Source organism: uncultured Ruegeria sp. (assembly GCF_947497005.1).
Lineage (GTDB): Bacteria > Pseudomonadota > Alphaproteobacteria > Rhodobacterales > Rhodobacteraceae > Ruegeria.
Genome location: NZ_CANMFF010000001.1, coordinates 352,652 through 374,571 on the forward strand (window position 1 = coordinate 352,652; position 21,920 = coordinate 374,571).

At 57.7% G+C, this 21,920-nt stretch carries 22 protein-coding genes and 2 tRNA genes; 17 read left to right on the forward strand and 7 right to left on the reverse strand.

Annotated features, from left to right (window positions below; genetic code table 11):
- Position 1 precedes the first annotated feature (1 nt).
- A complete protein-coding gene (gene mraZ / locus Q0816_RS01745; protein ID WP_298846888.1) occupies positions 2-469 on the reverse strand; it encodes a division/cell wall cluster transcriptional repressor MraZ in 468 nt (155 codons plus the stop codon).
- Positions 470-1,448: 979 nt separating this feature from the next.
- On the opposite strand from mraZ, the gene Q0816_RS01750 reads away from it, so the two are divergent.
- Both Q0816_RS01750 and Q0816_RS01755 read left to right on the forward strand, forming a co-directional pair.
- Positions 1,449-1,673 carry a DUF1127 domain-containing protein gene (locus Q0816_RS01750; RefSeq protein ID WP_298846890.1) on the forward strand — a complete coding sequence of 75 codons (225 nt, stop codon included), beginning with the start codon at positions 1,449-1,451 and terminating at the stop codon, positions 1,671-1,673.
- 367 nt (positions 1,674-2,040) lie between these two features.
- Positions 2,041-2,331, forward strand: a complete 291-nt coding sequence (locus Q0816_RS01755) for a DUF1330 domain-containing protein (protein ID WP_298846892.1) — start codon at positions 2,041-2,043, stop codon at positions 2,329-2,331.
- Between the two features lie 4 nt (positions 2,332-2,335).
- Here the strand turns inward: Q0816_RS01755 and Q0816_RS01760 are convergent, their stop codons facing one another.
- Positions 2,336-4,732 carry an ATP-dependent helicase gene (locus Q0816_RS01760; RefSeq protein WP_298846894.1) on the reverse strand — a complete coding sequence of 799 codons (2,397 nt, stop codon included), beginning with the start codon at positions 4,730-4,732 and terminating at the stop codon, positions 2,336-2,338.
- Positions 4,733-4,912: 180 nt separating this feature from the next.
- Between Q0816_RS01760 and Q0816_RS01765 the strand changes: the two genes are divergently transcribed.
- The 4 genes from Q0816_RS01765 (at position 4,913) to Q0816_RS01780 (ending at position 11,909) form a co-directional block, all read left to right on the forward strand.
- Positions 4,913-6,688, forward strand: a complete 1,776-nt coding sequence (locus tag Q0816_RS01765; protein ID WP_298846896.1) for a diguanylate cyclase — start codon at positions 4,913-4,915, stop codon at positions 6,686-6,688.
- A 39-nt stretch (positions 6,689-6,727) separates the two neighbouring features.
- Complete coding sequence (locus Q0816_RS01770; RefSeq protein WP_298846898.1) at positions 6,728-7,855, forward strand: alpha-hydroxy acid oxidase; 1,128 nt, start codon at positions 6,728-6,730, stop codon at positions 7,853-7,855.
- 154 nt (positions 7,856-8,009) lie between these two features.
- On the forward strand, positions 8,010-11,447 hold the full coding sequence (locus Q0816_RS01775) for a pyruvate carboxylase (RefSeq protein ID WP_298846900.1): 3,438 nt from the start codon (positions 8,010-8,012) through the stop codon (positions 11,445-11,447).
- Positions 11,448-11,525: 78 nt separating this feature from the next.
- Positions 11,526-11,909, forward strand: a complete 384-nt coding sequence (locus tag Q0816_RS01780) for an MAPEG family protein (RefSeq protein WP_298846902.1) — start codon at positions 11,526-11,528, stop codon at positions 11,907-11,909.
- Between the two features lie 13 nt (positions 11,910-11,922).
- Here the strand turns inward: Q0816_RS01780 and Q0816_RS01785 are convergent, their stop codons facing one another.
- Positions 11,923-12,075 (reverse strand): hypothetical protein, encoded by a 153-nt coding sequence (locus Q0816_RS01785; RefSeq protein ID WP_298846905.1) that lies wholly within the window; start codon positions 12,073-12,075, stop codon positions 11,923-11,925.
- Between the two features lie 148 nt (positions 12,076-12,223).
- Between Q0816_RS01785 and Q0816_RS01790 the strand changes: the two genes are divergently transcribed.
- The 3 genes from Q0816_RS01790 (at position 12,224) to Q0816_RS01800 (ending at position 13,354) form a co-directional block, all read left to right on the forward strand.
- Positions 12,224-12,298: transfer RNA gene (locus tag Q0816_RS01790), tRNA-Gly, on the forward strand.
- A gap of 33 nt (positions 12,299-12,331) precedes the next feature.
- Positions 12,332-12,406, forward strand: a tRNA-Gly gene (locus Q0816_RS01795).
- An 81-nt stretch (positions 12,407-12,487) separates the two neighbouring features.
- On the forward strand, positions 12,488-13,354 hold the full coding sequence (locus Q0816_RS01800; RefSeq protein ID WP_298846907.1) for a GNAT family N-acetyltransferase: 867 nt from the start codon (positions 12,488-12,490) through the stop codon (positions 13,352-13,354).
- Here the strand turns inward: Q0816_RS01800 and Q0816_RS01805 are convergent.
- Positions 13,351-13,590: an Lrp/AsnC ligand binding domain-containing protein gene (locus Q0816_RS01805; protein WP_050602861.1), complete on the reverse strand. Its 240-nt coding sequence runs from the start codon at positions 13,588-13,590 to the stop codon at positions 13,351-13,353. The two genes, Q0816_RS01800 and Q0816_RS01805, sit on opposite strands and share 4 nt — an antisense overlap.
- Before the next feature lie 154 nt (positions 13,591-13,744).
- Between Q0816_RS01805 and hisB the strand changes: the two genes are divergently transcribed.
- Together hisB and hisH are read left to right on the forward strand one after the other, a co-directional pair.
- Positions 13,745-14,332, forward strand: coding sequence for an imidazoleglycerol-phosphate dehydratase HisB (gene hisB / locus Q0816_RS01810; protein ID WP_298846912.1), 588 nt, complete (start codon positions 13,745-13,747; stop codon positions 14,330-14,332).
- Positions 14,333-14,971: an imidazole glycerol phosphate synthase subunit HisH gene (gene hisH, locus Q0816_RS01815; RefSeq protein WP_298846915.1), complete on the forward strand. Its 639-nt coding sequence runs from the start codon at positions 14,333-14,335 to the stop codon at positions 14,969-14,971.
- A 3-nt stretch (positions 14,972-14,974) separates the two neighbouring features.
- Here hisH and Q0816_RS01820 read toward each other — a convergent pair whose 3' ends face one another.
- On the reverse strand, positions 14,975-15,376 hold the full coding sequence (locus tag Q0816_RS01820; RefSeq protein ID WP_050602864.1) for a DUF2147 domain-containing protein: 402 nt from the start codon (positions 15,374-15,376) through the stop codon (positions 14,975-14,977).
- Positions 15,377-15,510: 134 nt separating this feature from the next.
- Here Q0816_RS01820 and hisA point away from each other — a divergent pair, with 134 nt between their 5' ends.
- Positions 15,511-16,233, forward strand: a complete 723-nt coding sequence (gene hisA, locus Q0816_RS01825) for a 1-(5-phosphoribosyl)-5-[(5-phosphoribosylamino)methylideneamino]imidazole-4-carboxamide isomerase (RefSeq protein ID WP_298846919.1) — start codon at positions 15,511-15,513, stop codon at positions 16,231-16,233.
- Between the two features lie 4 nt (positions 16,234-16,237).
- Positions 16,238-16,702: a DUF2867 domain-containing protein gene (locus Q0816_RS01830; protein WP_298846921.1), complete on the forward strand. Its 465-nt coding sequence runs from the start codon at positions 16,238-16,240 to the stop codon at positions 16,700-16,702.
- 10 nt (positions 16,703-16,712) lie between these two features.
- On the opposite strand, the gene Q0816_RS01835 is transcribed toward Q0816_RS01830, so the two are convergent.
- Positions 16,713-17,159: a DUF302 domain-containing protein gene (locus tag Q0816_RS01835; RefSeq protein ID WP_298846924.1), complete on the reverse strand. Its 447-nt coding sequence runs from the start codon at positions 17,157-17,159 to the stop codon at positions 16,713-16,715.
- 226 nt (positions 17,160-17,385) lie between these two features.
- Here Q0816_RS01835 and Q0816_RS01840 point away from each other — a divergent pair, with 226 nt between their 5' ends.
- The 4 genes from Q0816_RS01840 (at position 17,386) to Q0816_RS01855 (ending at position 21,442) form a co-directional block, all read left to right on the forward strand.
- The gene (locus Q0816_RS01840; RefSeq protein ID WP_298846927.1) at positions 17,386-19,608 is read left to right on the forward strand and encodes a fused MFS/spermidine synthase; all 2,223 of its coding nucleotides are present in this window, start codon (positions 17,386-17,388) and stop codon (positions 19,606-19,608) included.
- Between the two features lie 116 nt (positions 19,609-19,724).
- On the forward strand, positions 19,725-20,486 hold the full coding sequence (gene hisF, locus Q0816_RS01845; RefSeq protein WP_298846930.1) for an imidazole glycerol phosphate synthase subunit HisF: 762 nt from the start codon (positions 19,725-19,727) through the stop codon (positions 20,484-20,486).
- Complete coding sequence (locus tag Q0816_RS01850) at positions 20,483-20,800, forward strand: phosphoribosyl-ATP diphosphatase (protein ID WP_298846933.1); 318 nt, start codon at positions 20,483-20,485, stop codon at positions 20,798-20,800. Before hisF ends, Q0816_RS01850 begins: the two co-directional genes overlap by 4 nt.
- Positions 20,801-20,869: 69 nt before the next feature.
- On the forward strand, positions 20,870-21,442 hold the full coding sequence (locus Q0816_RS01855; RefSeq protein WP_298846936.1) for a hypothetical protein: 573 nt from the start codon (positions 20,870-20,872) through the stop codon (positions 21,440-21,442).
- On the opposite strand, the gene Q0816_RS01860 is transcribed toward Q0816_RS01855, so the two are convergent.
- Complete coding sequence (locus Q0816_RS01860; protein ID WP_298846939.1) at positions 21,439-21,909, reverse strand: CoA-binding protein; 471 nt, start codon at positions 21,907-21,909, stop codon at positions 21,439-21,441. The two genes, Q0816_RS01855 and Q0816_RS01860, sit on opposite strands and share 4 nt — an antisense overlap.
- Positions 21,910-21,920: the final 11 nt, after the last annotated feature.

The window sequence follows — 21,920 nt, forward strand, 5'->3', positions numbered from 1 at the left end:
GTCACGCGTCCCCGACGCCATCGAGATAGACCATCGGGTCAAAATCGTCGGGCAGATCGTCCATCCACTCTTCAGCCTTGGCCAGTTCCTCGACCTCGTAGGTCTCGGGCTTCCAGATCTGGAACGTGTCACCGGCGGCGATAAAGAACGCCTCATTCTCAAGGTCGATCTTGGTGCGCAGCTTGGCGGGCAGAACCAGACGCCCGGTTTCATCCACGTTTGTCGGGAACGACTGGCCGTGGAACATGCGCTGCAACATTTTGCGCTCCATTGAACCACGCGGAAGCGCGTCAATCTTGGCGTCGACCTCGTCAATCGCCTGCATCGTATAACATTCAAGGAATTTGCGGCGGTGGTCACCGTAGACAATCACAAGTTCTGGAGAGTCACCGGGCTGCCAGTTGGGATCGGACGCTTCAAGCACACGGCGAAACGAGGCCGGGATCGAGACCCTGCCCTTCGTGTCCACCTTATGGTGGCCTTCACCTCTAAACCTGCGCGCCAAGACGACTGTCCCTTTCGCTTGCGCCCCACTTGAAATTCACGTCCCCCAGAAGGTAAAAACGGCGAGTTGATCTGCTGCCACTGATCAACCCGCCGCATTGACCCGCTTTGCGGGATGTCCAGCTGCACGCGCCACCTGGGGGGATGTCTGCTCGCCCGCGCGCCGGATCTCTTGATTGATGAAAGCGAGATGCCTGTATGAAACCTGATTATTTTTGGTCGGGGTCGTTTGGTGCCCCTGCTGCCTCGTCCTCATCGGATGCATAAGGGATGCCATGGGAATTCATGGAAATCAATAGGAAAATTGTGGAGCGTGTCACACGGAACACGCCAAAAACATAGTATCACACTGAAATTGGAGCGCCACGACACCATTTGTAGGACAAAGCGAGTATGAAGCCGCTATATATAGGAAATTTCGGGTGTGAAATTTTTTCCCATGAATTCCCGAAAAACTTTGGAATATGCCATTAAGTGTGGAAAAACTGCGCGCCTTTGGGCAGCCGTATCACAGAATCGCTCGGATTTCCTGAGTAATTCAGGCCTGACGTTCCTCGAAAACCAACACTACCCATGATTTCCCATTGGACGCCGATCGCGCACTTTGCGGCACAGGAAACAGGTGAACCGCCGCGCTTCGCGGTGGTACTTCTTTCGCGGACGCGTCCCGAGATGCTTTAAATCGCACAAATTCCCGTCGATCGTGCCCAATTCACATGCAGGTCATCAGACCGTTGTGATCGGGGTTGAAAAGTGACCTAGGGTAATAGCTATGTTTTACAGGCCTGTTTTTGACGTTGGGGAAAAAACTGAGCCAATCTATGCATTTGCTGCATAGCAGCATTGATGACGTGACCCATTGTGCAATCGCAGCATTTGCTTATTTTCAGTCTCAAGCAAGGGCCGAGCGATATCGGCAAAGCAAAAAGATACGGATGATGAGCATGGCAGTTGCAAGCACACAAACAGCACTGAAGAGCGCACCGGCGTTCGGGTTCGGCGCACTGGTAGAAAACGCAAAAATCCGGTTCGTGCGCCATCGCATGTACCGCCAGACCGTCAGTGAACTGTCCGCTCTGTCCAATCGTGAACTGGCAGATCTTGGCCTGCACCGCTCCATGATCCGTCGCGTGGCCATGCAGGCCGCAAACGATCAAATCGCGCGATAAGCGCGCAACACATACCGAGATCAGACCCTTACTCCTCCCTTAGGGTCTGTAATTAGCGGCAACGTCTCTCCTCCTCCCTGACGTTGCCGCACCTAATACCGGCCTCAACTCCGCCGGAAACTGATACATCGGGGCTCTCCTCCTCCCTGCCTTGATGTTGAAAGCGCGCGGCGACGTCTTCCTCCTCCCTGACGTCGCCGCGTCTTCCTCATTCCGGGTTCAAACCCGGGTTCGGATACATCGGGGCTCTCCTCCTCCCTGCTCTGATGTTGACAAGACGGCGGTTCCCTCCTCCCTGGGGACCGCCGTTTTTTGTTTTGGGTCATTGGTGTAGGATGGCGTCCTGATTTCTGATCCGGAGGACGTTATGGCAGCCTATTTCATCGCGCAGATTGATATCCACGACCCGGACGGGTATCAGGACTATCTTGCAGGCTTCATGCCGATCTTCGACCGCCACGGAGGCCGCTTGCTGACGATCTCGTCCAAACCGGTCGAACGAATCGAAGGCAAATGGCCTGAAGGCGGGATTGTGTTGATGGAGTTTCCGGACCTTGCGGCGGCAAAAGCCTGGAAAGACGACCCCGATTACATCGAGCTGGCGAAGATCCGGCAAGCCACTGCCTCGACTAATCTGGTTCTAGTCGAAGGGATCTAACACCTCAGAACGGGACGTCATCTTTGTTGGTCAGGAACCGCGAAACAACCTTCTTGGTTCCAGCCTTGTCGAAATCGACCTCAACCTTGTCACCCTCGATTCCGATCACCGCGCCATAGCCAAACTTCTGGTGGAACACCCGTTCGCCCAGAGTGAAACTGGCCAGTGCAGTGGCATCGATCACCGTGTCCCGGCTTTCTTTCGGTTGCGACATGCCATATTGCCCTTGCCGCGCCTGCAACCGCTTCCAGCCCGGCGAGTTGTAGACATTGGCTTCCGCCGCACGCGTTTCGATGCCCGCCGTTTGCTGGCCACCGCCATAGAGACCCGGAGGCGTCAGCACCTCCACATGATCCTCGGGCAGTTCGTCGATGAACCGCGAGGGCATGGAGTTCTGCCACTGCCCGAACACCCGCCGGTTGGCGGCAAAGGAAATCGTACAGACCTCTTCCGCGCGGGTGATGCCCACATAGGCCAGCCGCCGTTCCTCTTCGAGGCCCTTGATCCCCGATTCGTCCATTGACCGTTGTGAGGGGAACAGCCCATCCTCCCACCCCGGCAGGAAAACGGCGGGAAACTCCAGCCCCTTGGCCGCGTGCAAAGTCATGATCGAAACCTTGTCGCCATCCGAGTCCTGCTCGTTATCCATCACCAGGCTGACATGTTCCAGAAACCCCTGCAGGTTCTCGAAATTGTCCAACTGGTTGACCAGTTCCTTGAGATTCTCCAGCCGCCCCGGCGCCTCGGGCGTCTTTTCGTTCTGCCAATGGGCGGTATAGCCGGATTCGTCCAACACGATCTGCGCCAGTTCGATATGCGTATGCTCGGGCGCGCCATAGCGGATCGGCGAGACGCCATCATCGATGACCGTATCATCATCCACCTCGATCCGAGGTCCCCGCGTCATCGCGTTCCACCGCGCCAAACCACCGATCAGTTCGCGCAGCGCCTTGCCGCCCTTACCCTTGATCAGCCCGTTGTCAACAGCGATTCGGGCCCCATCAACCAGAGACACCCCGTTCTCACGCGCTGTCATCTGAATCGTCTGCTGAGCCTTGTCGCCAAGGCCGCGTTTCGGCGTGTTCACGATCCGCTCGAACGCCAGATCATCCTCGGGGCTGACCACCAGCCGGAAATAGGCCATGGCATCGCGAATCTCCATCCGTTCATAGAATCGCGGGCCGCCGATCACCTTGTAAGGCAGACCGATTGTCAGGAACCGATCCTCGAAGGCGCGCATCTGGTGCGAGGCGCGGACGAGGATGGCGATTTCGTCGAGATTCATAGGCCGCACGCCGCGTGTGCCACTCTGCAGCGCATCGATTTCCTCGCCGATCCAGCGCGCCTCTTCTTCGCCATCCCAATGACCGATCAGATGCACCTTGTGGCCTTCCTCTTCGGCGGTCCACAATTCCTTGCCCAGACGGTTTTCATTGCCCCGAATGACATTCGACGCAGCAGCCAGAATATGCGGGGTCGAGCGATAGTTCTGTTCCAACCGCACAACATATGCGCCCGGGAAATCCTTTTCGAACCGCAGGATATTCCCCACCTCGGCCCCGCGCCAGCCATAGATCGACTGATCGTCATCGCCGACGCAACAGATGTTCTTGTGCCCTCCGGCCAGCAATCGAAGCCATAGGTATTGGGCGACATTAGTGTCCTGGTACTCGTCCACGAGGATGTAACGGAACCAGCGCTGATATTGCTCCAGAACGTCCTGATGGGTCTGTAAGATCGTGACCACGTGCAGCAGAAGGTCACCAAAATCCACTGCATTCAGCTCTCGCAGGCGGGTCTGGTACCGGGCATACAACTCAATGCCCTTGTTGTTATAGGCTCCGGCGTCGGCGGTTGGCACCTTGTCGGGTGTCAACGCGCGGTTTTTCCAGTCGTCGATAATCCCAGCCAACATCCGCGCGGGCCAGCGTTTGTCATCAATATTGGCGGCTTGCGTGAGCTGCTTGAGCAGCCGCTTCTGATCATCGGTGTCCAGAATGGTGAAGTTCGACTTCAACCCGGCCAGCTCCGCATGGCGGCGCAGCAGTTTTACGCAAATCGAGTGGAAGGTGCCCAGCCATGGCATCCCCTCGGCAGGCTGACCCAGCAGACGACCGACCCGCTCTTTCATCTCGCGCGCAGCCTTGTTGGTGAAGGTCACCGACAAAATCTCATTAGGACGGGCCCGCGCCGTGTTGAGCAGGTGCGCGATCCGGGCCGTCAGAGCCTTGGTCTTGCCTGTCCCTGCACCTGCCAGCATCAGAACCGGGCCATCCAAACGCTCGACTGCATCCCGCTGCGCCGGGTTCAGCTCATCCAGATAGGGCGAGGGGCGCACGGCCATAGCCCGCGCCGACAATGATGCGCCTTCGAAGGCGTCCATTTCGTCAAAACTGCTCATGGCCCCAAACTACGCCGGATAAGCGCGAAGGGAAAGGGTTTGTTCACGCCTTGTTCACAAGCTTTTCACACTTCTTTTTGCGTTCAATTCTAAACAAAGACGCCGCTGCCCTGCGCACCCGTTAACCCTCTGTCAAATATTGGTCTGGATGCTTGGCCGAGTGTTGTGGGAGCGGGAAAGATGGAACAGGTGACTTTGACAGGCCAGTCCTCAAGGCTGAAAATGGCGGGCGCAACCCTGATGCTGGTCGCGCTGACCGCAGCAGCGGGATGGGGCATTTACGCCGTTCCTGCGCCAGTGGTCGATCGCATGCTGGAATCCGATCTGCGAAAAAGCGCGATGCAGATGAGCCGCCAGGTTGAAAGCCACCTGTACGATCTGGGCGAGACTTTCCGGTTTCACGCGTTGACCGAGCATGACGAGGAATTTCTGGAACTGCTACCCGTGACCTCGGACATTTATCGCTTCAAGCTGTTTGATGCTGCGGGGCAGGTCTTCTGGTCGACCCGTACAAGTGACGTCGGGACTGTGAATACGAAACCTTATTTCCAATCAACCGTGGCTGCCGGTGGCCTTTACTACAAGCATGAAGAGAAACCGATTGCCGAAGTTGATTTCTTCGGCGCAAGCAATCCAGAGGATACTGGTCTTAGCAGCCGCCATGTGGCCGAGGTCTACACACCGATCATCAGGGATGCGACGTTTCTGGGAGCCATCGCATTCTATTCGGACATTACGGACCTGCGGAACCTGTTCATCACCCGCGTGCGCCTGTCTTTGGCGGTTCTCAGCGGGGTTGCCTTGCTGGCGCTGTCCACAGTCATCCTGATTGTTCACCGCACCAACCGTCGTCAGGTTCGCGATCTGCGCACGCGCACCAACAAGGAACGTGAGTTGATGGATGAACAGCTGCGTCTGGCCCGCGAGGTCCGCTTGCTGGGCGAACTGAACGAATGGCTGCAATCAAGCCGGTCGCTGGACGAGCTGTTCGACATGGTCGCTCGCTTCATGACACATATCCTGCCCGAGGCTGAAGGCAGCGTTTATGTCTATTCCAACTCACGCGATGTGCTGGATGGCTGCGCCAGCTGGAATGGCGGCGCGCATAAGGCGCATATCCACCCCGAAGGATGCTGGGGCTTGCGGCGTGGCCGGACCTATGAATTCGGCGTATCCGAGATCGATTTCGTTTGCGAACATGCCGAACCTCATGATGGGAGGCGGTATTTCTGTTTTCCTATTCTGGCACATGGGGAAACCGTTGGTCTTCTGCATCTGCGGGCAATTGAGGGGCGTGAAGATTGCTTCAACAAAAGCCGCAAACTGGCACAATTGTGCGCAGAACAGATCAGTGTGGCGATTGCCAATGTCCGTATGCGCGATCAGCTGCATGACCAATCGGTACGTGACCCTCTGACCGGGTTGTTCAATCGCCGCCATATGACTGAGACGCTGCGCAAATCCATCAACCGCAGCCAGCAGACAGGCGCCGCGCTTAGCCTGATCGCGGTGGATGTCGATCACTTCAAGAAATTCAACGACACTCACGGTCATGACGCTGGTGACATGGTATTGCGCGCCGTCGGTGCCGCGCTGGAGCAAGGCTGCGATCGGGATGAAATCGCCTGTCGCATTGGGGGCGAGGAGTTCATGTTGATCCTGCCCGACAACAGCCCCGAAGATGCCATGACCCGCGCCGAACACCTGCGTCAGGCGGTCGAGGCCGTGACTGTACGATATGGCGAGAAGGCTCTGCCGCGCATTACGATATCGGTTGGGGTCGCGCATTACCCGGCACACGGAACCATGCCTCAGGACCTGATGCGTGCGGCCGACGATGCGCTGTATGTCGCCAAAGACAAGGGGCGCAATCAGGTGCAGGTCGCCTGTGGAGCCAAGAACCAGACCAAACACACACCGCCCGAAAGCCAGCAACCATCGACGGATGCAGCGTAAAAACCTTGCCGAATCGCATGGCAGGTCGGATCAATCTGCATGGACCTGCACAGCACCTACCCAGGCATTCCCGATCTGAAACGCCGCGCGCGCCGCCGCCTACCGCATTTTGTGTGGGAATATATCGACAGCGGAACCGGGGCTGAAACGACCCTACACAGGAATCGCAAAGCGCTGGATGAGGTGCGCCTAAGCCCGTCGATCCTGCACGGAGATTTGGATTTTGATACGTCAAGGACGTTTCTGACGACTGCGTATCCATTCCCTTTCGGTATCGCCCCGATCGGGATGTCCGGGCTGGTCTGGCCCGATGCGGAACAACTGCTTGCCAGTGCCGCTGCCAAAGCCGGGATTCCATACACCCTGTCAACCGTCGCCAGCCAGAGCCCTGAAGACTTGGCGCCGAATCTGGGGGAAAACGCCTGGTTTCAACTTTATCCACCAAGGGACCCGGAGATTCGCAAGGATATGCTGAACCGGATTCGCCAAGCTGGCTTTCGCACACTGGTTCTGACGGTTGATGTCCCTGTCGCCTCGCGCAGGGAACGGCAAACCCGATCTGGCCTGAGACAGCCGCCAAAGCTGACCCCGCGCCTGTTGGCACAGATCGCTCAAAAGCCCGCGTGGGCCATAGGTATGCTGCGCAACGGTGTGCCGCATATGCGTACGCTGGATAAGTATATCGACAACCCGGGCGATCTGCCGCCAACGGCTCATATCGGTTACCTGCTGCGGACGTCACCGGATCTGGACTATGTCAAATGGTTGCGCGATCACTGGGACGGGCCATTTATCCTGAAAGGTGTCCTGCGCCCCGAGGACGCGGGCAGGCTGGAACAGGTTGGTGTGGACGCCTTGTGGGTGTCGAATCACGGCGGCCGTCAGTTTGACGCCGCCCCGGCCAGCGTCGAAGTTCTTCCCGCCATACGGGACGCGACCCGCCTGCCCCTGATCTTTGACAGCGGCGTCGAAGGCGGGCTGGATATCTTGCGCGCGCTGTCGCTGGGTGCGAATTTCGTCATGCTCGGGCGTGCTTTTTTGTATGGGCTGGCGGCACTTGGCGCGCCGGGGCCTGCACACGTAATCGATATTCTGAGACAGGATCTGCAGGCGAATATGGGTCAGTTGGGACTGGCAGATTTGTCCCAGATTGAGAGCAGACGCTAAACATTTGATGCTGCGGCGCGGCATAAGTATAAGAACGCAGCGGCCAAAGGGCGTTTGCGAGCGATAACATGCCGGTTCTACCCAGAAGAACGGATATACCTGCGCGTATTCTCCGCCCAATAAGACGCCCACACACAAAAGACCGGGACCTACCATGACAGACTTCAACAAGATCCTGATCGCCAACCGAGGCGAGATCGCCATTCGCGTAATGCGCGCAGCAAACGAGATGGGCAAACGCACCGTCGCTGTCTACGCGGCAGAAGATAAGCTGGGCCTGCACCGGTTCAAGGCGGACGAAGCGTATCAGATCGGCGAGGGCATGGGGCCAGTCGCGGCCTATTTGTCGATTGACGAGATCATTCGCGTGGCCAAGCAATGTGGTGCCGACGCGATCCACCCTGGTTACGGCCTGCTGTCCGAGAACCCGGACTTCGTTGATGCCTGTGTCCAGAACGGTATCACCTTCATCGGCCCCAAGGCCGAGACCATGCGCGCCCTGGGTGACAAGGCCAGCGCCCGGCGCGTGGCCGTAGCGGCAGGTGTTCCCGTCATTCCGGCCACCGAAGTGCTGGGCGACGACATGAATGTCATCCGCAAAGAGGCCGCAAAGATCGGTTACCCGCTGATGCTCAAGGCATCCTGGGGCGGCGGCGGTCGCGGCATGCGCCCAATCCAGTCGGAAGATGAACTGGAAGAAAAGGTTCTGGAAGGTCGCCGCGAGGCCGAAGCCGCCTTTGGCAACGGCGAGGGCTATCTGGAAAAGATGATCATCCACGCCCGCCATGTCGAGGTACAGATCCTTGGCGACAAGCAAGGTGAGATCTATCACCTTTATGAACGCGACTGCTCGGTCCAGCGCCGGAACCAGAAAGTAGTCGAACGCGCCCCCGCCCCATACCTGAGCGAAGAACAACGCGCCGAGATCTGCGAGCTGGGTCGCAAGATCTGCGCACATGTGAACTATGAATGCGCTGGCACGGTCGAATTCCTGATGGATATGGAAACCGGCAAGTTCTACTTCATCGAAGTGAACCCTCGTGTTCAGGTGGAACATACCGTGACTGAAGAAGTCACCGGCATCGACATTGTGCAGGCGCAGATCCTGATTGCGGAAGGCAAGACACTGGCCGAGGCCACCGGTGCAGCAAGTCAAGCAGACGTACACTTGACCGGTCATGCCCTCCAGACCCGGATCACGACTGAAGACCCGCAGAACAACTTCATCCCCGATTACGGCCGCATCACCGCCTATCGTTCGGCCACTGGTATGGGTATCCGTCTGGACGGCGGCACGGCGTATGCAGGTGGTGTGATCACGCGTTATTATGATTCGCTGCTGACCAAGGTAACGGCCAAAGCGCCGACCCCCGAGGCAGCGATTGCCCGCATGGACCGTGCGCTGCGCGAATTCCGTATTCGTGGCGTCAGCACCAATATCGACTTTGTCATCAACCTGCTGAAACATCCGACCTTCCTGTCGAACGAATACACCACCAAATTCATCGACACGACGCCGGACCTGTTTGCCTTCAAGCGCCGCCGCGACCGGGGCACCAAGGTTCTGACATATATCGCTGACATCACGGTGAACGGTCACCCCGAGACCAAGGACCGCCCCGAACCGCGCGCTGATCTGAAAGAGGCCAAGCCGCCCGCGCTGAAAGCCGAACCGCAGATGGGTACGCGCAACCTGCTGGAGCAGAAGGGCCCGCAGGCGGTGGCAGACTGGATGAAAGCGCAGCGCCAACTGCTGATCACCGACACCACCATGCGCGACGGGCACCAGTCTCTGTTGGCGACCCGGATGCGGTCAATCGACATGATCAAAGTGGCCCCGACCTATGCGGCGAACCTGCCGCAGCTGTTCTCGGTCGAGTGCTGGGGCGGTGCGACCTTTGACGTCGCATACCGCTTCCTGCAGGAATGTCCGTGGCAGCGCCTTCGCGATCTGCGCGAAGCGATGCCGAACCTGATGACCCAGATGCTGCTGCGCGGCGCGAACGGGGTTGGCTACACCAACTACCCCGACAACGTGGTGCAGGAATTCGTGCGCCAAGCGTCCAATAATATCGACGTGTTCCGTGTGTTCGACTCGTTGAACTGGGTCGAGAACATGCGTGTGGCGATGGACGCGGTCGTCGAGAACGGCAAGATCTGCGAAGGCACCGTCTGTTACACAGGTGATATTCTGGACCCGGATCGCGCCAAATATGACCTGAAGTACTATGTCGGCATGGCGAAAGAACTGCGCGATGCCGGTGCGCATATTCTGGGCCTGAAGGACATGGCTGGCCTGCTGAAACCGGCCTCAGCCAAGATCCTTATTCGCGCGTTGAAGGAAGAAGTTGGCCTGCCGATCCACTTCCACACTCATGACACTGCAGGTATCGCCAGCGCGACCATTCTGGCGGCGTCCGAGGCGGGCGTGGACGCGGTGGATTGCGCGATGGATAGCTTCTCGGGCAACACCAGCCAGGCAACGCTGGGCACCGTGGTCGAGGCGCTGCGCCATACCGACCGCGACACCGGGTTGGACATCAAGGCGATCCGCGAAATCAGCGATTACTTCGAGGTTGTACGCGGCCAGTACGCGGCCTTTGAATCCAGCCTGCAGGCTCCGGCATCGGAAGTCTATCTGCACGAGATGCCCGGCGGCCAATTCACCAACCTCAAGGCGCAGGCGCGTTCGCTGGGGCTGGAAGAGCGCTGGCATGAGGTGGCGCAGATGTATGCGGACGTGAATCGGATGTTTGGCGATATCGTGAAGGTGACACCATCCTCCAAGGTTGTTGGCGACATGGCACTGATGATGGTCAGCCAGAACATGACCCGCGAACAGGTCGAGGACCCGGGCACCGACGTGGCCTTCCCCGACTCGGTCGTGGACATGATGCGCGGCAATCTGGGTCAGCCTCCGGGCGGGTTCCCGGATACCATCATCAAGAAGGTGCTCAAGGACGAAGCGCCCAACACCCAGCGCCCCGGCAAGGACGTGCCTGCGGTTGATCTTGAGGCCACCCGCGCCGAGCTGTCCAAGCAGTTGGAAGGCAAAGAGGTCGATGACGAGGATCTGAACGGATACCTGATGTATCCCAAGGTCTTTCTGGACTACATGGGCCGTCACCGGGTTTATGGCCCGGTCCGTACCCTGCCCACGCGCAGCTTTTTCTACGGCATGGAACCCGGCGAAGAGATCACGGCCGAGATTGATCCCGGCAAAACGCTGGAAATCCGCTGCCAGGCGATTGGTGAGACCGATGAAAAGGGTGAGGTCAAAGTGTTCTTTGAACTCAACGGCCAGCCGCGTGTCATCCGTGTTCCGAACCGAATGGTCACATCGACCACGCAGGCTCGGCCCAAGGCCGAGGTCGGCAACCCAGATCATGTCGGTGCACCGATGCCGGGTGTTGTGGCCACTGTGGCCGTCTCGGCAGGCCAACAGGTCAAGGAAGGCGACATGCTGCTGACCATCGAGGCGATGAAGATGGAAACCGGTATCCACGCCGAGCGTGATGCGACGGTCAAGGCCGTTCATGTGCAGCCCGGCGGCCAGATTGACGCAAAGGACCTTCTGGTCGAACTGGAATAAGCTGTCGAACCGGTTACAGTGCAAAGGGCTACGCAGGAAACCGCGTGGCCCTTTTCTATAATGGCACGGAGATACACTATGCTTGCAATCACCCCGATCTACGCGGCTCTGATCGCACTCCTTTATGTGACGCTCAGCGTCAAAGTGATCCTGCAGCGCCGCAGCGACAGGATCTCGGTCGGGGATGGCGGCAGCAAAATGATGATCAAGGCGATGCGGACGCACTCAAATTGCGCCGAATACGCCCCAATCGCCCTGTTACTTATCGCTATGGTGGAATTGCAGGGTGCAGGTGGGTTGACATTGCATGTGCTGGGCCTGACGTTGCTGGCCGGGCGTCTGCTGCACGCTTATGGATTTGGCAGGACCCCCCAGATTGTTATCTTGCGGCAGATCGGTATGGGGCTGACATTCACAGCTATTTTGGTCGCCGCCATCGCGAATCTGGTCTTGGCGCTCTGACGGCAGGCGGGGTTTATCCCGCCAATACGCGTGTTTCGATCTGCGGTGCGTGCATAAGGATTGGTTCGACCTCGGCCACCTTGTCCTCGTCCCGCGCGCCTATCATCGTGGTCAGTACGATCAACACGGCCAACAACGCCATTTTCATATCCGCAGTACGTGTCATTTTCTGTCTTCAGCCCCTCTTGTTTTGTCACGCTCTGGATTTTGAACGCATCAGACCTGGATTTCCGTCGAAAGATTTTTCCTGTTTTTTGTGTTTTTCCGCTTGCAGCCCCGCGTGGGAATTAATACATCCCTCCTCACTCAACGGCGCGGGCGTAGCTCAGGGGTAGAGCATAACCTTGCCAAGGTTAGGGTCGGGCGTTCGAATCGCCTCGCCCGCTCCATTGAGAGGTCTTCGGACCACATAAGTATCTGATGCGGGCGTAGCTCAGGGGTAGAGCATAACCTTGCCAAGGTTAGGGTCGGGCGTTCGAATCGCCTCGCCCGCTCCAGATACCAAGCTTTCCAAACTTGCTGGTTCTTTGCTGGGTGTTGCGCCATTCTGGCTGGCAGACGCAATGCAGGATTACTCTATGTCTGATTATATCATCCGCCCCCTCACCGTCGCCGAAGTCCAGCATGCCGTGGATTGGGCCGGACGCGAGGGATGGAACCCGGGGGTGCATGATGCCGAATGCTTTCGCCAGACGGACCCCGGTGGTTTCCTGGGCGGATTTCTGAACGGAGAGATGATCGCATCCGTGTCAGCGGTAAATTACAACGATCACTTTGCTTTCCTGGGCTTCTACATCGTCAAACCCGAATTCAGACGCCATGGCCACGGGCTTGAGATCGCGCAGCATGCGCTGGCCCATTGCGCCGGGCGCAACATGGGTCTGGATGGCGTGGTCGAGCAACAGGACAATTATCGCAAGTCCGGGTTCACTTTCGCCTATAACAATTATCGGTTTGCCGGAACGAAAACTCTGATGCTGGCGAAACTGGACACATCTCCGAATAATCACATCGCGGATCTGAACAGCGCATCTGACGCGTTGAAGGCCTATGACCGCAATCTATTCCCTGCGCCACGTGACTTATTTCTCGACAGTTGGCTGAGCGCTTTCAGCCATGTCTCGAAAGTCTATTCCGAGAACGGTAATATCCGGGGCTACGCCACGCTGCGCCCTTGCCTCACGGGCTATAAAGTTGGGCCTCTGTTTGCGGACTCCACCGATATCGCAAAGGCGTTGTTGAACGCTGTCTTGTCCTCGATTCCCGAGGACCACACTGAACATGAGGTATTCGTGGATATGCCACAGCCCAACGCATCAGCCTTTGCGTTGGCCGACGAAATCGGGCTGGATAAAGTCTTTGAAACGGCCCGGATGTACTCCAGCCATCAGCCGGATATCGATCTGGATCGTATTTTTGGCGTCACTACGTTCGAACTTGGTTAAAACGCCTTGAACGTCATCGTCGTCAGCGAACGTTCGATATTGGGAATCACCAGCAGGTGTTCGTTGATGAAATGGCCCACATCCTCGGTTTCGGGGATGTAGAGCTTGAGCAGCAGGTCGTATTCACCGCTGGTGGAATAAAGTTCCGAGTGGATTTCGCGCAGGGCGATTTCTTCAGCGACCTTGTAAGTGGTGCCGGGTTTGCAGCGGATCTGGATGAAAACGCAGGTGGACATGGTTTGACCCTATCGGTTCGTGTTGTTCGCAGGCTGACACGGGGCCAAGCCGGGTGCAATCCCCTGCAACAGATTGCAGCGATCACAACGCGCGGTCTGGAAAACCATGACCATCCCCGTCTATAAGCGCGCCTGTAGCAAAAGGAATTCGCCCATGCGCAGCGCTTCGATCAGCCGCAAGACCGCCGAGACCGAAATTTCGGTTCAGGTCAATCTGGACGGCACCGGCACCTATGACAACCAGACCGGCGTCGGGTTCTTTGACCATATGCTTGATCAGCTGGCGCGCCATTCGCTGATCGACATGACGATCCACGCCAAGGGTGATTATCACATCGACGACCACCACACGGTCGAAGACACTGGCATCGCGCTGGGTCAGGCACTAACGCAGGCTTTGGGCGACAAGAAAGGCATCCGCCGCTATGGCGAATGCCACCTGCCTATGGACGACGCACAGGTACGTTGTGCGCTGGACCTGTCGGGTCGCCCGTTCCTGATCTGGAACGTTGATCTGCCGACGCAGAAGATCGGCACATTCGACACCGAGCTTGTGCGTGAGTTCTTTCAGGCACTCAGCACCCATGGTGGCATCACCCTTCATATTGATCAGCTGCACGGCTTCAACAGCCACCACATTGCCGAAGCTGCTTTCAAAGCCGTTGCACGCGCCTTGCGGGATGCGGTTGAGACCGACCCCCGCAAGGCGGACGCAATTCCGTCGACCAAGGGCGCGCTGTAAATGCTGACCGCAATTATTGACTACGAAAGCGGCAACCTACATTCGGCCGAGAAAGCGTTTCAGCGCATGGCGCGCGAGGTGAATGCGGGCGAAGTTGTTGTAACCTCGGACGCGGATATTGTCGCGCGAGCGGACCGCCTGGTTCTGCCCGGTGATGGGGCATTTCCGGCCTGCGCTGCCGAGTTACGCGGCCACAAAGGCATCTATGATGCGATGGTCGAGGCAGTCGAGACGAAAGGCCGCCCGTTTCTGGGTATCTGCGTCGGCATGCAACTCATGGCAACGACAGGCCATGAATATACTGATACGGATGGTCTGGACTGGGTTGCCGGTGATGTGGTCAGGATCGAGCCGTCGGATTCAACTCTGAAAGTACCCCATATGGGCTGGAACAATCTGGTTCTGGAAAGCGATCACCCCGTGTTCAACGGGGTGAAATCGGGGGATCATACCTATTTCGTGCACTCCTACCACTTCCGCGTCACAGATCCGGCACAGCGGCTGGCTTATGTGGAGTATGGTCAGGACGTCACGGCCATGATCGGCCGCGACACGATGGTTGGGATGCAGTTCCACCCTGAGAAAAGCCAGGACGTTGGCCTGCGCATGCTGGGCAATTTCCTGACCTGGAAACCCTGACGCTTACTGGACCCTTGTCCAGGTCTGACCCCGGCAGATCAAACCGCCCGCCACACAGCCTTTGACGGTCAGCTTGTTCTGGCCGTCCAGCGACATTTTAGAGTTATAGGTCTTGTCGCGGTCCGGGGCCCAGATCTTGCCGCTGTCATAACTGCCGCCACCCTCGGGCACCATGTCCCAGATTATCTGTTTACCCAGATTTTCATACTCCAGCTGCTGATTGCCATCCGCGTCGAACGCGCTGTCGATGGTGCCGCAAATCGCGCTGCCGCATTCTGAAATTGTTACGTGCAGATATCCGCCTGTATCACCCGGTGCGGTCTTCCACAGACCATCGACGGGATCAGCGGCCATTGCCCCGGTTGCAAGAAGCGTCAAACCCGCTGCAAAAGTAAATCTCTTCATGGTTGTCTCCCTGTTTTGAGGACAGTCTGACCCGCCAATGGGCGACGGGCAAGAATGACCCAGCGTCGCGTTGCATCCCCTGCCCTGCTTGTGCGATATCCCGCGCGTGTAACAGTGATATAGGGCCGCCTGACATGATCCTCTACCCCGCCATCGATCTCAAAGACGGCAACGCCGTACGCCTGCTGCGTGGCGAAATGGACAAGGCCACCGTGTTCAACGAAGACCCGGCGGCACAGGGCTGCGCCTTTGTCGAGGCAGGTTGCGAATGGCTGCATCTGGTCGATCTGAACGGTGCATTTGCAGGTGAACCCGTCAACGCTGCACCTGTCGAAGCGATTCTGAAAGCGTGCAATGTGCCCGCACAGCTGGGCGGTGGCATCCGCGACATGGCCACGATTGAGACCTGGATCGACAAAGGTCTGGCGCGGGTCATTCTGGGCACAGTTGCAGTCGAAGACCCTGACCTGGTGCGCGAAGCTGCCAAAGCCTTTCCCGGTAAGGTCGCGGTGGGCATCGACGCGCGGAACGGCATGGTGGCCACCAAAGGCTGGGCCGAAGAGACGGACGTGCAAGTTACCGATCTGGCGCGCAGCTTCGAAGACGCAGGTGTTGCCGCGATCATCTACACCGACATCAACCGCGACGGCGCCATGCAGGGTCCCAATATCGAGGCCACGGCAGAGCTTGCCAAGACAGTGGACATTCCTGTTATCGCATCCGGCGGCGTGTCATCGATCGCCGATCTGATCGCCCTGCGTGATTGTGGCGCAGCCCTGAACGGTGCCATTTCCGGTCGTGCGCTTTATGATGGGGCGATTGACCTGAAAGAGGCTCTGACAACTCTCAGAGAATAGTTCAATGCTCCATTCGCCTGTAAAACGTTCCGATTTATCCGCGCAAAGCCTGCTGCACAAACGGTACAAAAAGGGCGACTTTCTGGATTGCTTCAGTGTCGAGTCCGAGCTTTCGCCCCGTCGGGCCGCGGAAATCATTGCTGCGTTTCCGGCATGGGCGATGGCATTGGTGCGATTGCGCGGCTTGCTGGTCGCACCTTTTGGCCTCAGCACCAAAGGGCCGGACGCTGGGGACAAGCTGGGGATTTTTCCGGTTGAGCATGATGGTGAGACCGAAGTGATTGCAGGGTTCAACGACCGCCACCTGGATTTTCGTGTCTCAGTCCTGTCGGAAAACGGCCACATCTCGCTGGCCACGTGGGTTCATCGCCACAATCTGGGCGGACGGCTGTATTTGGCTGCGATTCTGCCATTTCACATCTTGATCACGCGTAACGCGCTTGCGCGTGTGAACAGCGCAAGCACGTAGCAACAGGTACTTAACCCGCGGCAGCGGCGGTCAGCTTGGCCAGAGCACCGCGCATCTTTTCGATGACCGGTGACTTTTCGACATCATCCAGCTCATCCATCGTCTCTTTGGGATCTTCATAGGCCAACCAGACCTGACCGTCGGAGTCCTCATAGGCCTGCACCTTGAGGGGCAAGAACAGCCCTGCGCGTGGATCGATCTGCATGGCAGGCGTGCCCAGCGCAGGATTGCCGAAAATCAGCACCTGATTGGCAGGAATGGGCGTTCCGACTTTTTCCGCCCCGGCCGCGTGGTCGACGCGGGCAAATACGGTTGCCCCTGCATTGCCCACTGCCGCCTCGAGCGCATCCAGCGCCTCGACCACGGATTTGTCTGTTTGAACTTTGATGATGTCGTCAGCCATGGCGGAAAGTGCCCCTCCGAACGTGAAAATTGAAGCCAGTATCAAGATACGCATATCGGTTATCCTTCTGTGAAAATCAGCCCAATTCTCACAGGTTCTGGAAATCTGGCAATCACAAGTCTGGCATCGGCAAGGCTTTGCCGGAATTGGAAAAGCTCAATTTACCCTTGTATTCGAGAACAATCCGAACAGAAGCCAAAGATTTTACTGCATTGAGCCTCAATTCAGCCGGAATTCCCGCCTATTTCATGCCTCAAACACAGAAACTCGGGTGGCAAACGTGAGTATTTCCAACCTAGACGTTCCCAACACGTCCAGATTCCGATCAGCAACTATTGCGATCTTCTGCGCCGCGATTTTCACGAGCGCGAGCCTGCTTTTCTTTGTTCAGCCCCTGTTTGCCAAGCTGGTCCTGCCCAAGATTGGCGGTGCCCCGGCAGTTTGGACCACTGCCATGCTGTTTTTTCAGGTGGTGCTGATTCTCGGGTATGTATACGCGCACCTGTTGACCAAGTTTCTGCCCTTGCGCTGGCAAATCATCACCCATTTTGCCTTTTGGATCGCAGCGCTGACATTTCTTCCACTGTCCACAAGCGAAAGCTGGAGATACGACGCGTCGACTTCGACCGCGCTGCAAACGCTTGGCCTGTTCGCCGTGGGTGTGGGTGTGCCTTTTGCCGTACTGTCGGCAAATGCGCCTCTGTTACAGGCCTGGTACGCCAAGTCGGGCGGGCCTTCGTCTGACGATCCGTACTTTTTGTACAGCGCCAGTAATGTAGGGTCTTTGCTGGCGTTGCTGGCCTTTCCCCTGATAGCAGACCCATTTTTCGGCGCGGCAGAGATCAGCCGCGCATGGTTGGCCGGTTTTGTTCTTTTCGGTGTCCTGTTGCTCAGCAGCGGTTTGATCGCCTTGCGCGGATCCCGTCAGATGGAAGTTCACACAAACGCCGCAACCCGAGCCAGTTTCCCCGCTTTGAAGCAGATAGTGATTTGGGTATTTGTTGCCTTTGTTCCGTCTTCGCTGATGTTGTCGTTCACAACCCGGGTCAGCACCGACCTTGGGGCGCTTCCCTTGATTTGGGTTATCCCGCTGGCGATTTACATTCTTTCTTTCATTATTGCTTTCGCAAAGTGGAAGCGGCTGACACTGGCCAGTTTGGAATTGCCCATGCTGATCGCTCTGGCGATAGGAGTGGTGCTGGTCTCAAAAATTGTAAGCGAGCACGATGCGCCTGCGGTTATTCTGCTGTACGCGCCTGTTCTGTTTGTCGTCGCGCTGTTTGCGCACAGACTGCTCTACGAACTTCGACCGCCAGCCGATCAACTGACCGTTTTCTACATCGCCTTATCTGCGGGCGGCGCTTTGGGTGGCTTGTTCAACTCGATCGTTGCACCCCTTGTCTTTGTGCGTGAACTGGAAGTGCCAATTACCATGATGCTTGCCGGGGGGCTTTTCCTTGTACGCGCCCCGGATTTTTCTTTGCGCCATATAGGTATGGGCTTTATTTCAGGCATCCTTGTTCTGGTGATCGCCATCGCGCTGCGGGGGGTGGATATACTGAGTTCGGAATTCGCGCGGGCCGGTGCAATCTTCATCTTGCTTCTGACAGTACTGCTGATCTTCCGTACATACCCGGTGCGCATCCCGGCCGTTTTGGCGGCCGTGATACTGCCAGCTTTTGCCGCGGATAACAGCCCGATCCTACAGGACCGCAGTTTCTTTGGCGTGCATTCCGTCTATTCAAGCGCAGGCTACCGTGTCTACAAGAACGGCACGACGGTTCATGGTTGGCAGCGTGAATCCGAGTATGACAAAAGACCGACGCCCTTGTCCTACTATCACCCAGATGGCCCCATGGCCCAGGTTATCACTTCGGAATTTGGCAATCAGGCCGACAGCATCGGCATCGTCGGGTTGGGCACAGGCGCGCTGGCCTGCTACCGGCAACCCTGGCAAACGTGGGAGTTTTTCGAAATCGACGCGACCGTCGACAAAATCGCCCGCGACCCATCCCTGTTCACTTATATTTCCGAATGTACGCCTGACTCGGTCACTCATCTGGGCGACGCGCGTATCGTGCTGGAACAAAAGCCGTTTGAATTCGACATCCTTGTTCTGGATGCCTACAGCTCGGACGCGATACCGCTGCACCTGATCACTCTGGAAGCGGTCCAGACATATACCCGTCAACTGGCTGAGGATGGCGTTCTGGTCTTCCATGTCACCAACCGTTTTTATGATCTGGTGCCACCCTTGGCCAGAATTGCGGATCGCCTGAATCTGAACGTGGCACACCAGCTTCTGGACGCCAAGGCGAATCAGATCGAGACTGGCGCAGCCACCAGCAGCGTCGTTATTCTGAGCCCCGACAAAGCCCGCATTGACGAATTCGTGCGTGACGGAAACTGGCAGATCGTGAACCCGGATGGAGCAACGCCGTGGACCGACGACAAGGCCAACCTTCTCACGGCGCTCAAGCTATTGAAGGACAAGGCTCACTAGGGCGGCTGTTCAACGCGTAATGAACGCTGCCCGGGCAATCCCCTTCTCTGGCGTCAAAACGTCTGTAGCATCAGCTGCGCTTTGCCGGTAAAGGTCCGGCAACAAAGGACGTCCAGATGCTGAAAACCCGGATCATTCCCTGCCTTGATGTTGCCGATGGCCGCGTGGTCAAAGGTGTGAATTTCGTAGGCCTGCGCGATGCGGGTGACCCGGTGGAATCAGCCAAAGCCTATGATGCCGCCGGTGCGGATGAGATCTGTTTTCTGGACATTCACGCCACCCATGAGAACCGAGGCACCATGTTCGATGTGGTGCAACGCACGGCAGAGCAGTGCTTTGTGCCCCTGACCGTGGGCGGTGGCGTTCGCACCAAGGATGATGTGCGCGCCTTGCTTTTGGCGGGGGCGGACAAGGTCAGCTTCAACTCGGCTGCCGTTGCCAACCCGGATGTGATTGCGGAATCGGCGGACCAGTTCGGCAGCCAGTGCATTGTCTGCGCCATCGACGCCAAGACAGTCGGCCCCGGCAAGTGGGAGATCTTCACCCACGGCGGGCGCAAACCCACCGGCATTGATGCTGTCGCATTTGCCCAAACGGTTGTTGCCAAGGGTGCTGGGGAAATCCTGCTGACCTCGATGGATCGCGACGGCACCAAAGCCGGCTTCAACCTGCCCCTGACCCGCGCCATTTCCGATGCCGTGGACGTGCCAGTGATCGCAAGCGGAGGTGTCGGCAATCTGGACCATCTGGTTGAAGGCGTCACCAAGGGTGGCGCAAGCGCGGTACTGGCCGCCTCGATCTTTCATTTTGGCGAATACACGATCCGCGAGGCCAAGGAACACATGGCCGCCGCTGGTGTTCCAATGAGGTTGATATGAGCATTCTGCACGATCTGGCAGCCACGATTGAAGCCCGCAAGGGCGCTGATCCGGAGTCAAGCTGGACAGCCAAGCTGCTTGCAAAAGGCCCCGAGAAATGCGCCGAGAAATTTGGTGAAGAAGCCATTGAGGCCATCATCGAAGCAACAAAAGGGGATCAGGCCAAGCTGACCTCTGAGGCGGCGGATGTTCTGTATCACCTGCTGGTCATGCTGGCCGCGCGCGATGTGGCGCTGGACGATGTGCTGGCCGAGCTTGCGCGCCGTCAGGGCATGAGCGGCATTGCCGAAAAAGCTGCCCGCCCCAAAGGATAAAGGCCGGGTTCCGCGCCGTTTAAATGACCGCTATACTCGGGCGTCAGAATGACAGGCCGAGGGCGCAACATGATCCGAGTATTGATGCTTGTGGCATCCTTTGCCATCGTCGCGGCCTGCTCTGCGCCACCACCCTCCACCGGAGATGAGGTGCAACGCCTGACAGCAGAGATTCAGAGGCTTGGGCCCGATATCGACCCTGAAGAAGCCGCACGGGCCGCGCAAGTCGCCTATGCCTATACCGCCCAGCTGGTGGACGAATACCAGATCACGGACCCACCCCTGATCCACAACGCTAAGGTCAACAAAGGTCTTCGCCCACGTGGCCTGTGTTGGCATTGGGCCGAGGATATCGAGCGGCGCCTGAAACGGGAAAACTTTCAGACGCTGGAGTTGCATCGCGCCATCGCAAATGCCGACAATCCACTTAGGATCGACCACAGTACCGCTATCATCAGTCGCAGGGGAGAATCGCTGTATGACGGCGTCGTGCTCGACCCCTGGCGCTATGGCGGGGTCTTGTATTGGTCTCCGCTGGTTGAGGATACCCGCTATGACTGGGTGCCGCGCGACGTGGTGCTGGAAAAACGGCGACAGGAACAAGTGGCCCGGCTCAGACCTTATGAGCCCACAACGCCTTAAAGCTTGGACGAGATGATCCCGGTCGAAAACCCGCCCATGCGCAGTTCGCCGAACAAGCGCTGATATTCGATCTTGGGACAGCGATTCATCACGACGTCCACTCCTCGGGCTTCGGCCTCGGCCGCCGCTTCCGGATGTTCAACCCCAATTTGCATCCAGACGGTGCCAAGTGAAGGGAATGCCCCCAAGGCCTCATCCACAATAGGCGGCACGGCCTCGGACCTCCGGAAAATGTCCACCATATCCACGGGCTCGGATATATCCGAAAGGCTGCCGCGCACCGTCTGGCCAAACAGGTCTTTCCCGGCATGGCCCGGATTGACTGGAATGACTTTGAACCCTTTCAACGAAAGATAGCGCGCCACGTAATAACTTGGCCTTACCGGGTTCATGGACACCCCGACAACAGCAACGGTCTTGGTGCGTTGCAGAATGGTTTTCAGGTGCTGATCGGAATAGTCGGGCATGCCCTATCCTT

Bases quoted from the DNA above. Each gene is read 5' to 3' on its own strand.
- Q0816_RS01780 (WP_298846902.1), top strand. From the start codon at position 11,526: ATGCTTGCAATCACCCCGATCTACGCGGCTCTGATCGCACTCCTTTAT.
- hisA (WP_298846919.1), top strand. From the start codon at position 15,511: ATGATCCTCTACCCCGCCATCGATCTCAAAGACGGCAACGCCGTACGC.
- Q0816_RS01775 (WP_298846900.1), top strand. From the start codon at position 8,010: ATGACAGACTTCAACAAGATCCTGATCGCCAACCGAGGCGAGATCGCC.
- Q0816_RS01860 (WP_298846939.1), bottom strand. From the start codon at position 21,909: ATGCCCGACTATTCCGATCAGCACCTGAAAACCATTCTGCAACGCACC.
- Q0816_RS01760 (WP_298846894.1), bottom strand. From the start codon at position 4,732: ATGAGCAGTTTTGACGAAATGGACGCCTTCGAAGGCGCATCATTGTCG.
- Q0816_RS01855 (WP_298846936.1), top strand. From the start codon at position 20,870: ATGATCCGAGTATTGATGCTTGTGGCATCCTTTGCCATCGTCGCGGCC.
- Q0816_RS01850 (WP_298846933.1), top strand. From the start codon at position 20,483: ATGAGCATTCTGCACGATCTGGCAGCCACGATTGAAGCCCGCAAGGGC.
- Q0816_RS01770 (WP_298846898.1), top strand. From the start codon at position 6,728: ATGGACCTGCACAGCACCTACCCAGGCATTCCCGATCTGAAACGCCGC.
- Q0816_RS01765 (WP_298846896.1), top strand. From the start codon at position 4,913: ATGGAACAGGTGACTTTGACAGGCCAGTCCTCAAGGCTGAAAATGGCG.
- Q0816_RS01805 (WP_050602861.1), bottom strand. From the start codon at position 13,590: ATGTCCACCTGCGTTTTCATCCAGATCCGCTGCAAACCCGGCACCACT.
- hisB (WP_298846912.1), top strand. From the start codon at position 13,745: ATGCGCAGCGCTTCGATCAGCCGCAAGACCGCCGAGACCGAAATTTCG.
- Q0816_RS01820 (WP_050602864.1), bottom strand. From the start codon at position 15,376: ATGAAGAGATTTACTTTTGCAGCGGGTTTGACGCTTCTTGCAACCGGG.
- Q0816_RS01785 (WP_298846905.1), bottom strand. From the start codon at position 12,075: ATGACACGTACTGCGGATATGAAAATGGCGTTGTTGGCCGTGTTGATC.
- hisH (WP_298846915.1), top strand. From the start codon at position 14,333: ATGCTGACCGCAATTATTGACTACGAAAGCGGCAACCTACATTCGGCC.
- Q0816_RS01750 (WP_298846890.1), top strand. From the start codon at position 1,449: ATGGCAGTTGCAAGCACACAAACAGCACTGAAGAGCGCACCGGCGTTC.
- Q0816_RS01830 (WP_298846921.1), top strand. From the start codon at position 16,238: ATGCTCCATTCGCCTGTAAAACGTTCCGATTTATCCGCGCAAAGCCTG.
- Q0816_RS01755 (WP_298846892.1), top strand. From the start codon at position 2,041: ATGGCAGCCTATTTCATCGCGCAGATTGATATCCACGACCCGGACGGG.
- hisF (WP_298846930.1), top strand. From the start codon at position 19,725: ATGCTGAAAACCCGGATCATTCCCTGCCTTGATGTTGCCGATGGCCGC.
- Q0816_RS01835 (WP_298846924.1), bottom strand. From the start codon at position 17,159: ATGCGTATCTTGATACTGGCTTCAATTTTCACGTTCGGAGGGGCACTT.
- Q0816_RS01800 (WP_298846907.1), top strand. From the start codon at position 12,488: ATGTCTGATTATATCATCCGCCCCCTCACCGTCGCCGAAGTCCAGCAT.